The following is a 12,550-nucleotide window of genomic DNA, read 5'->3' on the forward strand; positions in this document are numbered from 1 at the left end:
GAGCGAGGCGCACGTTCGTGGGCGAGCGCCGCCGTGGACGGCGGCGGCCCCCTCAAAACCGGCCACCGAATCCGGTCGGGCGGCCCTCGCTGGGGGCTTCCTGGCCCGCCCTCACCTGCGCGGGATTGTGATCGTGCAAGAGGAGGATGCCGGCCGACAAGGCCGCCGCGACGACCGCCCCGGCGCCGACGATCCATATCCACGCCGGCGTCCCGCCGAGCTTCTCGGCCGGCACCAGGCCGACGCGGACGCTGCTCAGCGCCTCGTCCCGAACCAGGATCTGGGCCTGGTAGGGCACCTTCCCCGGCGCCGTCACCCGCACCGCGTGACGGCCGCCCGGCACGATGCCCTCCCACTGCCCTTCGCCCAGGAACTCGCCGTCGAGCGCGAGGCGATCGCCCGGAGAGGCAACGATGGAGAGCCTGCCGCCGTTCATCGGCCGCGCCAGCCGGACGTCGAGCGCCAGCTGCGCGCCAGGGGACACGCTCTCCACGCGGAGGTGCTCCTTGAACCCCGGCTTGAAGACACGGATTCGCCGCGTGCCGGCGTCGACGATCACCTTGCCCGGGAGCGGCGTCTTCCCGATCAGCTGGCCGTCGATCGTCACCTCCGCGTCCCGCTCGCTCACGGCGACGTCCAGGTGACCGACGAGGGCCCTGGCCTTTCGCTCGACCTCGTCGATCGTCGCCCAGTCCTCCGGGAGCAGGGCGCCCCGATCCTCCTGCTTCAACCTCTCCACCAGCGCAAGGAGCTGGCTGTACCGGTGCATCTTGGACGTGCAGGCGATCATGTTCCAGAGGAGGCGCGCGTCCTTCGAGCTCTCGTAGGCGCTCTGGAACTTGAGGAAGGCGCCGGCGAAGTCGCCGCTGCGAAAGAGCGTCTTGCCGGACTCGTAATCGGCCCTGGCCTCACCGCTCAGCCGCTCGCGGGCGGGCGCAGAAGCAGCCTCACCCGGCGCGGGAGCGGCCTTCGCAGGAGCCGCCGGCGCGGGGGCGGCCGGCGCCGGAGCCGCCGCTGGGGCGGGCTGGGGTTGCTGCGCGGCCGCGCCGCCGGCCGTGATCAACACCACGATGGCGGCGGCTGGCGCGAGCCCCGTCGCCGGGCGGCTCGAACGCACAGGCGCCTCGCCTGCATCCGGACGGAATGCGGGGTGCAGCGGGTCGGAGGCCGGTGTTTCCTGTCTCATCTGAGCGGTGGTTCCAAGGGATTCGTCCCTCCGGGCGCCGACGGGGGCAACGCGACCGCGCCCCAGAGGGCGAGCGCGAGCACGGCGATCACGACCGCCCCGAGCGCCGCCCCGAGGATCCTGCGCGACCCGGGCCGCGCGGACGTCCGCGTGAGCCCCCGCGTCGTGGGCAGGAGGCTCGTCATCGCGCCGGACGGGGCGCTCGGAGGGCCGCTGGCCGTCACGAGCCGCGGCGGCGGCACCGAACCGGTCGGCGGCGGCGTCACCTGCGCCCCCGCCCCGAGGATCCGCGCGGCGCGCTCCGCGCGCTCCTGCCCGCCCGCCGTCGCGAAGGGCACCAGCGCGCGCGCCAGGTCGGCCACGGTCTGCGGCCGCCGGGCCGGATCCTTCTGGAGGCAATGGAGGATCGCGGCCTCGAGCGCCGGCGGGATGTCGCTCCTGAGCGCGGTGGGCGGGATCGGCTCGGCGCTCGCGACCTGCAGCACGAGCTCGGCGAGCGCCGGGGCCTCGAACGGCGGCTGCCCTACCAGGAGGCGGTAGAGCAGCGCGCCGAGCGCCCACACGTCGGAGCGGGCGTCGACCGAGCGCGACGACCGCATCTGCTCCGGGGACATGTAATTGGGCGAGCCGAGCATCTCCCGCGTCTGCGTCAACGACGCGCCGACGCCCTCGGTGCTGCCCGGCACCTCCTTCGAGATCCCGAAGTCGAGGACCTTGATGAGCGTCGCCCCGCCGGGCGTCGTCGTGAGGAACAGGTTCGCCGGCTTGAGATCGCGGTGCACGATGCCCGCGGCGTGCGCCTCGGCCATCGCCAGGCAGGCCTGCAGGACGTAGTCGGCCGCGTCCGCGACGCTGAGCGTGCCGCGGGCGCGGAGCACATCGGAGAGATCTTGGCCCTCCAGGTACTCCATCACGATGTACGGGATGCCCGAGCCGAGCTCGCCGACGTCGAACACCCGCACGACGTGCTCGCCCTTGAGGCGGACCACCGCGCGCGCCTCGCGGAGAAACCGCTGCACGAGCGCCGGGCTCTCCGTGCTGAGGAGGAGCTTGATCGCGACACGCTGCGGGAGGAACAGGTGGCTCGCCGCGACCACGATGCCCATGCCGCCTCGGCCCACGACGCGATCGACCCGGTACTTGCCGGCGATGACGTCTCCTTCGACGACAGGTGGCTTCATCAGAGCTCCGCGCTTCACGCCCGGCCACGGGGCGTGCTGCCATCCGAGCCTGCTGTGGTCGATGGTAGCACAGGCGGCCCCCGGCCGGTCCATGGACGGAGGCTTGCCCTCGTCTGCGATCGCAGGCCGGAGGGCGATACGATGCGACGATGAAGCGCTCACCTCGATGCATTTCAATGGCGGTAGGCTCGCTCGTGCTGCTCGTCCAAAGCGCGTGCGGCGGCGCGGTGATCATGGACGGCGGAGGAGGCGGGGCCGGCGGCGCGGGCAGCACGAGCGGCCAGGGCAGCACGAGCGGCCAGGGCAGCACGGATGGCCCGGATGGCCCGGTCTCGACGACGAGCTCGGTCGCGCCGTCGCCGACGACCTCGGGCGGCGGTGGGCGCCGGGTGAGCGCGATCGTCTTCGGCGACTCGTCGAGCGTGACGCTCCGTATCGCCACCCTGGCCCTGTCCTGCAGCGATCCCGACGCGAACCCCACGTACTCGCCCTGCAGCGACTGGTGGGACCTGGAGCTCCGCATGCCCGAGTCGATGCTCGCCGTGGGCGAGGTGGACACGGCGAGCGGAGATCTCACGATCTTCGGGACGTCCTCTCGCGCGGACTGCAGCAGCACGGGGGCCGTCACCGGCGGCGGCGACGCGGGATTCGGCAGGCTCACCATCACGGCGATCGACCCGACCTCGGTCACCTTCGAGCTCTCCGACGTGGGCAGCGTGTTCGTCGACGGCGACCCGAATGGCCGATATGTCGCGACCCGGTGCGCCCCGCGGTAGCGCCGCGCCGCCGGACTCGGCGCGCCACGAGCCATCCATCAGGGAAAGAGAACCGAAACGATTCGAGGACGTGAGGGCGAATCGCCGCGGTCACCGGTCGCGCTGGACCGGACCTGCCATCGCATGCTCGATGTGGGCGGCGGCTCGATGGGCCGGTTTCTTCACTCCAGCACGACGCTCACGCTCTTCGTGCCCTCGTAGCCGTCGCCGCGCACGGTCACCGTGAGCCCGAGCTTCTGACCTTCGAGCGTCTCGCGGTCCCACGCGAAAGGGTGGTAGAGCGCGCCGTCCGAGACCAGGAAAGAGCCGGTCTTGATGAACTGGACGTTGAACTGCGCGGCGGCGATCCCCTCGGGATCGCTGGCGAGCGGGCCCTCGAGCTCGTTCGCGAGGCGCACCACATGGCACGTCTCCTCCGCGTCGCCGGGCAGAGCCTCCACCTGGACCCAGGGCGTGATCATCATCGAGCCCTGGTTGCCGAGGATCAGTTGCACGCTGGCGCCGTCGGCGTAGGGCACGAACGTCCCGGACGACGCGTCACCGATGTCGACGGCGCGGGTCTCGGAGAAGTCCTCGCCGAGCAGCGCAGGACAATCGCTGGCTTCCGCGGGGATCGACGGATCACCGTCGACAGGGCCACACCCGGAGAGGGACGCGAGGAAAGAGCAGGCGGACAGTAGCAGGCAGGATCGCATCGCTCGCTGCCTCAGCGACAGGTGTGCCAGGGCAGCAGCAGTGAAGGCAGGGGCCGGCCGCGACGCGATGGCGCGCCGCTCCGACGCCTGCGGCGCGTGGCACGCGCGCTGCTATCGGCTCGCGGCGATGCTGAACTCATCACGGCGAAACGCCGGCGGCCACGCCGGTGCTCTGACGCTGGTGTCGCGGTCACGACAATCTGTGTCGCCTCGATTCGCGGTCCTCCGCCACCCCCTCTTCCTTGGCGCCCTGGCGCTCCTGGTGGTCAACGACCACTTCCTGAAAGGCGCCGGGCTCCTGCCAGGCGCGCTCACCGGCAAGCTCAGCGACCTCGCCGGCCTCGTGGTCGCCCCCGTCCTCGCAGCGGCGCTCGTGGACGCGCGCACGTCGCGCGGGCGAGCGCTGGCGTTCGCGGCGGTGGCCGCGCCGTTCGCGGCGATCAAGCTCTCGGCCGCTGCCGCGCAGCTCCTCGTGGGGCTCGTGGGCCTCGCGGGGATCACGTGGCGTATCTGGCAAGATCCGACGGACCTGGCCGCGCTCGTGGTCCTCGTCCCGGCATGGCGCCTCTCGGCGCGCGCTGCTTGCAGCCGGGAGCTCTCGGCCCGGAGCGCCGAGGAAGGCGCGCGCGCCGCCTGGGTGCTCGAGCGCGCGATCCTCGGGGCGTCCGCCGTCGCCTGCGTCGCGACCGGCACCCCCGCCCCCGAGGGCTACTCCACGGACGCCTATCTCGTCAATGCCACGACCGGGATCGTCGACGTTCGCGTGCGCTGGGTGGACGCGTCGCTCGATTGCGCTGCCGTCACCTCCGGCGATCCGACACGCATGTTCGGGCCGAGCGCGTTCAACCTCGGGATCACGTATCGGCTGGACCCGCAGGACACGCTCCCGCTCAACCGGGCCGAGGCCCACCTCGCCGCAGGCAACTTCGAGGAGACGGCGCCGGCCTCGGGAGGCCGTTGCGAGGTGGTGCTGCTCGAGACGGATGGACTGCGGCCTGTGATGGCATGGTGGTCCGACCTGCAAACCATCATGGTTCCGCAGAACGTGAACGACAACAGCGATTTCTGGAAGGATACGGAGACGGTGGCGGGGCGCGTCGCGCTGAAGCCGCTGGCGGTGGTGGCGCCCGGACAGGTGAAGACGGGCGCGCTGCAGACGAACGTCGGGCCCTCGGCGTGCGCCGGGGCGCCTCAATCGTCCTTCCAGTGGGCCGCCCCCTTGCCGAAGCAGGTGGTCCGCGAGATCGCGAACATCGACGCACTGTCGGACGGCTGCATCGAATTGACCATGAGCTCCCCGTGGCTCGGCCCCGACGATGGCGCGGGCGGCGCAGGCGGCGTGGGCGCAGGCGGCGCGGGTGCCGGCGGAGCCGACGTCGGTGGCGCTGGCGGCGCGGGTGCCGGCGGCACCGGCGGTGATGGTGGAATGGGCGCCGGCGGCGAGGGCGGCGGCGAGCCGGACCCGAGCTTCACCCCTCTGACTCACTATCTGTGCATTCCGATCGAAGACTTCCCGTTCTCGGCGGGCGAAACGGTGCAATGGTCCGACGAGGGTGACCACCTCGAGGTCTCGGCCGTCGACTCGGCGAAGCGGCTCGATGTCTATCACAACGTCGTCGAGCTCCAGCTCGGAGGCCTCGCTGCCTCGATCGAGGCGACCGGGTGCGAGGGCGACCGGCTGGGCTGCGGCGCCTACGTCACCGACGCCGTGGTGGCGGTGCAGAGCGGCGGCGCGAAGACCCTGCTGAGCCCTGGAGACACCCTCGAAGGGCCGGATTTCCGTGTGCGTGTCGGCCGCGCCGAGCGCGTGCTCGCCGGGCGTGACGAGTGCGACGCGGGCTACCAGACGCCCAACGCGTCCGCGGACCTGTTGATTGCTTACGAATGAGGAGAAGCCACATGTCGTCGAAGATGAAGCTTGTCTCACTCGGCCTCTGCGCCGCCGCCGTCGGTTGCTCCACCCAGAGCGACGGCGGCGCGGGCAGCGAAGTCCCCGCAGGCTCGGTCAACGTGGCCCAGGGCGGGGCGCAGGACATCTCGCAGTTCCGCGCGATCGTGAACGCGGGGAAGGTGCCCACGCTCGACACGCTGGATCCGGTCGGGTTCTTCGCCGAGCACGCGATCGACCTGCCCGACGCCGACTGCGGCAAGGACGTCTGCGTTCACCCGTTCCTCGCGGTGGCGCCGCGCTTCAACGGGGGCAACTGGACAATGGCCTTCGTCGCGATGAACACCGCGGTCGACCCTTCGAGGCTGGACAGGCCGCCGGTTCACCTGGCGATCGCCGTCGAGAACAGCCGCTTCGCCGAGATCGATGAGAACGCGCTGGACACGGGGATGGCAGGGCTGCTCGCGGGCCTGCGTCCCGAGGACCGCGTCAGCGTCATCCGCTATGGCGAGAGGGTCGAGCGCCGCGCCTTCCTCGCAGCGCCGGGGTCGGCGGAGCTCACGCGCCTCATCGACGACGAGCGCCTCGGCAACGGCGCCGGCGAGCTCGTCGGCCTCTACGAGGGGATCGCCGCCGCCGAGAAGGCGTTCGAGGAGGGCGACGCCGCGGGCTTCGAGGGCGCGCACCGCGTGCTCCTGCTCACGAGCGGGCACGCGACCAGCGGTATCACGGACCCCGACCGCATCCTCGGTCTGGGCGAGGCGCTGGTGGAGAACGGCACGGCGTTCGGCGTGATCGGCGTGGGCGAGAGCTTCCTGGTGAGGATCCCGTCGGCGCTGGGCTCGATGGGCGCGGGCACATATGCCTACGCGCTGAGCCCGGGCGACCTCGGCGGTTTGCTCTCGGAAGAGGGGAAGACCACGCTCTTCCCGCTGGCCACGGACTTCAGCCTGGAGGTGACCCCGTCCGCCGGCTACAAGGTGGGGCGCATCTACGGGACGAAGCGGGCGACAGCCAGCGCCGCGGGCGCGGCCCTGGAGATGCCGGCGCTGTTCATCGGCCAGCGCGACGGCGCGACCGACGTGGGCGGCAGCCGCCGCGGCGGCGGTGGTGGTCTGTTCGTGGAGCTCCTCGGCGACGCGTCGCTCGCCGACGACATCGGGCCGGACAAGGCGGCCTTCCAGGTGACGGCAGGCTGGACCTCGGCGAAGGACGGAGCCGCGCAGGACGTCGACACCACCCTGCTCAACGCGCTGCCTCCCGGGCAGAACCCCGACTCGAGGTGGTGGAACATCTCCGACGGCGGCTCGGGCAAGCCGTACATGATGCTGAACATGTACCTGGCGCTGCGCGGCGCGCTCGACTTCTACCAGGCGGGCGACTGCCGGCGCTCGCTCGGGGTCATCGAGATGATGAAGCCGCCGATCGGGGCGTGGCTCGGGAAGTACTCGGACACGGACATCCAGGACGACAACAACCTGATGTTGATGTTGCGACAGAACATCGAGGATGCCTGTCGTGCATCGCAGTCGTCCACGGAGCCCACGCCCCCCCTCGACTTCGACGGCGGCTGCGGCTGGCTGTGACCGCCGCCTTCGCCCGCTGAACGCCGCTCGGCGGCGGTGGGGGTCGGACAGGCGGTCACGGAGAGCCGGTGAGCATCACGGCTGTCCGATACCAGCGATCGCCCGGAGCGCCTGGACCGTGTTGTCGAGGTGCCCCCTGGCCTGGACGAGGTGGCTGATCGTCCTTCGGATCTCGCGCACCGCCGGGCGGAAGATATAGAGCCCTTCGAGAAACAGGACCCCCAGGGTCACACAGAGCAGGATCAGCTCGACGAGCCGGAGCCGCTCGATCCGCGCGGTCGCCTCGTGGGCATACCGAGAGACGACCCGGTCCATCCCGCTCAGGAAGCCCGGCTCCGCGGCGAGGATCGCGGCGACGATCGGCTGGATGGCGGCCGCCTCCACCGGCTTTTCGCCGCCGGCGCCGACCGCGGCGAGGAGATCCTTCCCGTCGCGGAGCATGCTCTGGTGCAGCGGCTCGATCGCCTGGAACATGCGGGTCACCTCCGGCGTGTTCTTCCCCGGCAAGCCCATCCCGGGATCGCCGTGCTGGAGCGCGCGATGCGACCGCTCCCAGAGCGCCATCGCCTGCGCCAGCTCGTCGGCGCGGCCCTTGCGCTCGGCGGGGTCGGTGGTCACCTGGAACGTGAGCGCGGCCTTGCTGAGCCGCTGGCTGAGCATTCGCTGGCGCCCGGCCACGTTGACGACGTGCGCGTCGCTCGTCTGCTGGTTCAACGCGTGCTGCACGAGGAGCTGCGCCACGACCGACAAGAGCGCCACGGCGCCGAGCGCGCTGACGTACAGGCGCGTCAACCGGCGGGTCGGTGCCAGGAGCTCGGAGGAAACCTGCGCCATTGTTCTCTCTCCATGGACGAGGAGGGAGACATTACCCGAGCATTGAAACGAATATGTATCGCTCATGTTTCCGAAGATTGCTTTGCGCGCGCCGCCCCGCGCTCCGCCGTTTCAGGCGGACGCGCTCAAATAAGCTGACATCTCATGACCGCTCCATGGTAAGACTCGCCTGAGAACGCTCCTCATGAGGCCCCTTTGCGCTGGCCTTGCCGTAGCGTCCACTGGAACCAGGAGAATGTCTCATGCAAGAGCGTACCGCGTTGGCCGCGGGCGGCGCGCCGTCGAGCGCAGCCGGAAACGCACCTGAGCTCTTGCCGAAACAGTTCGGCAAATACACGCTCCTGTCGAAGCTCTCGGCGGGGGGCATGGCGGAGATCTTCCTCGCGCTGCATCGCTCGTCCTTCGGCTTCGAGAAGCTCGTCGTGATCAAGCGCATCCTGCCCTCGATGAACCAGGATCCGTCGCTTATCGACATGCTGCTCCGCGAGGCGCGCATCGCGGCGACGCTCTCGCATCCCAACATCGTCCAGACGTTCGACGCCGGGCAGGTGGACAGGACGTATTTCATCGCGATGGAGCACATCCACGGCGAGGACGTCGGCTCGATCGTGCGCGAGGCGGCGGAGCGCGACCCGGGAGGGATCCCGCTCGAGCACGCGCTCAGCATCATCCTCGGCGTCTGCGCTGGGCTCGCGTACATCCACGACAAGCGCGGCCTCGACGGTGCGCCGCTCGGCATCGTCCACAGGGACATCTCGCCGCGCAACGTGGTCGTGAGCTACACGGGCGACGTGAAGATCGTCGACTTCGGCATCGCGCGGAGCGAGCTCGGCGACGTCGAAGAGCAGAGAGAGAACGTGCTGATGGGCAAGTTCGCCTACATGGCCCCGGAGCACGTGGCGGGGGGTCGCATCGACCATCGCGCGGACATCTTCGCCGCCGGCGTGGTCCTGTTCGAGATGACGACGGGAAGGCGCCTGTTCAAGGGCGGTACCCAGATGAGGACGCTCCTCCAGATCCACGGCTCGGAGTACCCCCTCCCGAGCGCGATCAAGCCCGGCTACCCGAAGGGGCTGGAGAAGATCGTCCTGCGCGCGCTCGAGAAGCGGCGCGAGGATCGCTACCAGTCTGCCCGGGAGATGCACGCCGCGCTCGAGGAGCTCATCCGCGACGAGCGCATCCCCGCCTCGCCCATGGGCCTCACGGCATGGATGGAGTCGCTCTTCCGGGACAAGCTCGCTCGCCACAAGGAGGCGCTCCTCGGCGTCCGGCAGCTCATCGACGTGATCGCGGCGCAGCAGCAGCGCTGGTCGCTGGAGATGAGCGGCGGCGCGACCGTCTCCCAGAGCGGCGTCCCGACGAGCACGAGCCCGGCGACCTTGAGCAGCCCGCCGCCGCTCGCGGGCAAGGGAGGTGTTGCGGCGCTCATCCCGGCCGCCAGCGCGCTCGCGCTCGTGCCTGGGTTCCTCTACATGCAGGGGCAGCTCTCGGAGCGGCACGCCGAGTTCATGACGATGGTCCACGACGCCCAGGCGAGCCGTCAGGAGCCGCCCGCGCCGGTCGAGGCGAAGGGCTCGCTGGAGATCACGAGCAAGCCGGAGGGCTGCACGCTCTGGGTGAACGGCGAGCGTCACCCCGTCGCCACGCCGGCCAAGCTCCACGAGCTTCCGCTCGGGCGCGAGCTCCACATCAAGCTCACCCGAGACGGATACAAGCCGTACCGCACGGCCGTGAAGCTGAGCGACGAGGCGCGCTTCAAGGAGATCGTGGCCGATCTGGAGAGGCTCACGGCGACGGTGGTGCTCTGGGTCGATCCGCCGGCCAGCGTCGTCGTCGACGGGAAGCTCTGGAAGGGCAATCGCACCAGGATCGAGGGGCTCACGGTGGGCGAGGGACACCGCTTCGTGCTGTCCGCCCCCGGGCATGCCTCCAGGACGCTGATGGTCAATGTGGAGCCGGGAGAGACGAAGACGCTGAGCGTCCGGCTTCCGAAGCTCGGCGCGCAAGCGCCGGCGGAGGAGCGCGCCGAGGGCGCACAGTGACGCCGCGCCTCTCCCTCGTTATGCCGGGATCACCGCCTGCTCGCCCGGATCACCGCGCAGGAACGCCAGCGCCGCGCGGGCGAACGGCTCCTTCCACTCGCCGAAGATGGGGCCGTGTCCGCCGTTCGGTACGATCCACAGGCAGGAGCGCGGGATGGCACGGTACAGCTCCAGGGCGATCTCGGCCGGGTAGAGGGGATCGCGGTCGCCGCTCACGATCATCGTGCGCGCCGTGATGGTCGACAGGTGGGGGGGCGTGAAGCTCATGTCGTCGTGGCTGGCCGCGAAGCGGCGCGGCTGACTCCACAGCGCTCGGATCTGCGCGTCGCCGAGCGCGTGGCGGCTCCTCATGTCCCGCCATTCCTCCTCCGAGCGGCCCTCGTCGGAGACGAGGCGCATGATCGCCCTGGCCTGCTCCGGGAAGTACGGTGTCGCGGACACGAGGACCATCGACTCGATGCGATCCGGCTGCTGCGTGGCCAGGTGCAGGAGGCACTTGGCGCCGAAGCTGAGGCCGATGGCCCGGAACGCCTTCACCCCCAGGTGGTCGAGGAGGGCGAACACGTCGGAGGCGCACTGGCGGATCGTCAGCGAGCCAGCCGGGTTGGTCGAGCGGCCGTGGCCGCGCAGATCGGGGGCGATGACCGTGTGTCCACACCCGAGCTCCGCGAGGTCGAACACGTGAGCCCAGTCCCCGCCCGCTCCGGTGAAGCCGTGGAGCAGCACGAGCGGCGGCCCTTCGCCGCGAAGCTCGTAGTACATCTCGATGTCGTTGACGGGCGCGGTGCGCCCGGTGGCCGTCGCTGTCGCCATTCGCTCCTCCGATCGCTCGACCGCGGCCGATCCGCGGCCGGTCGCACGCGATCTGTAAGCGGCGCGCTTCGCTCTTGATAGCTGTGCTCTTCTCGCATAGAATGCCAGTCGGCTGGTGAGGGGACCGCCGACGAGCGTATTGCGCGGAACAGAGGTTCAGTGTCCGTGGTCCTGGCGGCCCTTTTCAGCGGAGAATTTGAACAGGGAGGCGGGGAGACAGGGAGTATTTTGAATATTTCCCGCCCCGCCTCCCTGTGAATTTTCCGAAGAATTCGAGGTGATGCCTCAGCAGCCGACGAGGAAATGGCGCAGGAACTCGTCCGCCTCGCGGAGGATGCGCGGGATCGAGGCGACGAGCTCGTGGCCGTCGTCCACCTCGATGAGCCGGACATGCCGCTTCCCCGCGGCGAACGTCCGCGAGAGCTCGATGTCCACCACCTCGTCGCTCCGGCCGTGGACGATCAGCGTGGGCACACGCACGTCCGGCCAGCCCCCCGAGCGCTCATCCAGCTCGGCCGCGTCGGCGGCGAAGCCGAAGTCGACCCGGGCTCGCTTCTTCTCCGCGTAGTCGTCGACCTCGAGCCACCCCCGCTCCTCCCACGCCCGGAAGCCCTCCTCGCCCAGCCGCAGCCGCCATCGCTCCATGATCCGGAACGCGGGCGCGAGCAGCACCAGCGCGCACACCCGCGCGTCCTCCTCGGCGACGCGGCACGCGGTGAGGCCGCCGAGGCTCGAGCCCATCACCACCGCCCGGTCGCGCTCGCCGCCGATCGCCTGCTTCACGGCGCCGATCATCGCGCTCAGGCGCAGGCGCTCGAGCGAGGGCACCCGCAGGTCGAGCCGCTCGACGGCCACCCCGCGCCCCTCCAAGTGCGCGGCAATCCGGACGCCCTTGGTCGAGCTCGGGCCCGAGGCGAAGCCGTGCAGGTACAGCCAGCGCGGGCCGGCGGCGGAGGGCGGCGGCGTCATGGTCATGCAGGCGGCGAGCCTACTCCCTCCACCGCGGCGCGACGATGCGGTATGACCCGCCGGAGAGACGCCATGATCCGCCCCGCCACCGCCGCCGACATCCCCACCATCGCCCGCCTCATCCGGATGCTCGCCGAGTACGAGCGGCTCGCGCACGAGGTCACCTTCGACGAGAGAGAGCTCGAAGCGCACCTCTTCGGCCCGAGGCCGGCAGCCGAGGTCGTCCTGGCCGAAGCGGACGGGATCCCGGTGGGATTCGCCCTCTTCTTCCAGAGCTTCTCCACCTTCCTCGGCAAGCCCGGGATCTACCTCGAGGACCTCTTCGTGCTCCCGGAGCACCGCGGAGGAGGCCACGGCAAGGCCCTGCTCGTGCACCTCGCGAAGCTCGCGGTGGAGCGCGGCTTCGGGCGCCTCGAGTGGTCCGTGCTCGACTGGAACGAGCCGGCGCTCGGCTTTTACCGGAAGCTCGGCGCCAAGCCCATGGACGAGTGGACCGTCCACCGCCTCACCGGCGAGGCGCTCTCCCGGCTCGCGCAGGGCTGACGCGCTCGCCTCGGGCATTGCTCGTGGCGGCGCAGCC

11 protein-coding genes are annotated in these 12,550 nt (G+C 70.6%); 5 read left to right on the top strand and 6 right to left on the bottom strand.

Annotated features, from left to right (window positions below):
- Positions 1-52: 52 nt before the first annotated feature.
- Entirely contained in the window at positions 53-1,117 is a 1,065-nt protein-coding gene (locus ACSRUE_RS43255; protein WP_441288671.1) for a PEGA domain-containing protein, read from the bottom strand.
- Between the two features lie 65 nt (positions 1,118-1,182).
- Positions 1,183-2,367, bottom strand: coding sequence for a serine/threonine-protein kinase (locus ACSRUE_RS43260; RefSeq protein ID WP_441288672.1), 1,185 nt, complete (start codon positions 2,365-2,367; stop codon positions 1,183-1,185).
- 194 nt (positions 2,368-2,561) lie between these two features.
- Between ACSRUE_RS43260 and ACSRUE_RS43265 the strand changes: the two genes are divergently transcribed.
- Positions 2,562-3,143: a hypothetical protein gene (locus ACSRUE_RS43265; protein ID WP_441288673.1), complete on the top strand. Its 582-nt coding sequence runs from the start codon at positions 2,562-2,564 to the stop codon at positions 3,141-3,143.
- Between the two features lie 161 nt (positions 3,144-3,304).
- Here the strand turns inward: ACSRUE_RS43265 and ACSRUE_RS43270 are convergent, their stop codons facing one another.
- Complete coding sequence (locus tag ACSRUE_RS43270) at positions 3,305-3,838, bottom strand: hypothetical protein (protein WP_441288674.1); 534 nt, start codon at positions 3,836-3,838, stop codon at positions 3,305-3,307.
- 202 nt (positions 3,839-4,040) lie between these two features.
- Between ACSRUE_RS43270 and ACSRUE_RS43275 the strand changes: the two genes are divergently transcribed.
- The gene (locus ACSRUE_RS43275; protein WP_441288675.1) at positions 4,041-5,726 is read left to right on the top strand and encodes a hypothetical protein; all 1,686 of its coding nucleotides are present in this window, start codon (positions 4,041-4,043) and stop codon (positions 5,724-5,726) included.
- An 11-nt stretch (positions 5,727-5,737) separates the two neighbouring features.
- On the top strand, positions 5,738-7,312 hold the full coding sequence (locus ACSRUE_RS43280; RefSeq protein ID WP_441288676.1) for a hypothetical protein: 1,575 nt from the start codon (positions 5,738-5,740) through the stop codon (positions 7,310-7,312).
- 75 nt (positions 7,313-7,387) lie between these two features.
- Here the strand turns inward: ACSRUE_RS43280 and ACSRUE_RS43285 are convergent, their stop codons facing one another.
- Positions 7,388-8,146, bottom strand: coding sequence for a type IV pili methyl-accepting chemotaxis transducer N-terminal domain-containing protein (locus ACSRUE_RS43285; protein ID WP_437761317.1), 759 nt, complete (start codon positions 8,144-8,146; stop codon positions 7,388-7,390).
- Positions 8,147-8,388: 242 nt separating this feature from the next.
- Here ACSRUE_RS43285 and ACSRUE_RS43290 point away from each other — a divergent pair, with 242 nt between their 5' ends.
- The gene (locus ACSRUE_RS43290) at positions 8,389-10,188 is read left to right on the top strand and encodes a protein kinase domain-containing protein (RefSeq protein WP_441288677.1); all 1,800 of its coding nucleotides are present in this window, start codon (positions 8,389-8,391) and stop codon (positions 10,186-10,188) included.
- Positions 10,189-10,206: 18 nt separating this feature from the next.
- On the opposite strand, the gene ACSRUE_RS43295 is transcribed toward ACSRUE_RS43290, so the two are convergent.
- Positions 10,207-11,001, bottom strand: coding sequence for an alpha/beta fold hydrolase (locus ACSRUE_RS43295; RefSeq protein ID WP_441288678.1), 795 nt, complete (start codon positions 10,999-11,001; stop codon positions 10,207-10,209).
- Positions 11,002-11,286: 285 nt separating this feature from the next.
- On the bottom strand, positions 11,287-11,976 hold the full coding sequence (locus tag ACSRUE_RS43300; protein ID WP_441288679.1) for a YqiA/YcfP family alpha/beta fold hydrolase: 690 nt from the start codon (positions 11,974-11,976) through the stop codon (positions 11,287-11,289).
- A gap of 45 nt (positions 11,977-12,021) precedes the next feature.
- Here ACSRUE_RS43300 and ACSRUE_RS43305 point away from each other — a divergent pair, with 45 nt between their 5' ends.
- Positions 12,022-12,513, top strand: a complete 492-nt coding sequence (locus ACSRUE_RS43305; protein ID WP_441288680.1) for an N-acetyltransferase family protein — start codon at positions 12,022-12,024, stop codon at positions 12,511-12,513.
- The last annotated feature ends 37 nt before the right edge of the window (positions 12,514-12,550 follow it).

The sequence above is a fragment of the Sorangium sp. KYC3313 genome, assembly GCF_052075895.1.
In the GTDB taxonomy this organism is placed as follows: domain Bacteria; phylum Myxococcota_A; class Polyangia; order Polyangiales; family Polyangiaceae; genus Sorangium; species Sorangium cellulosum_B.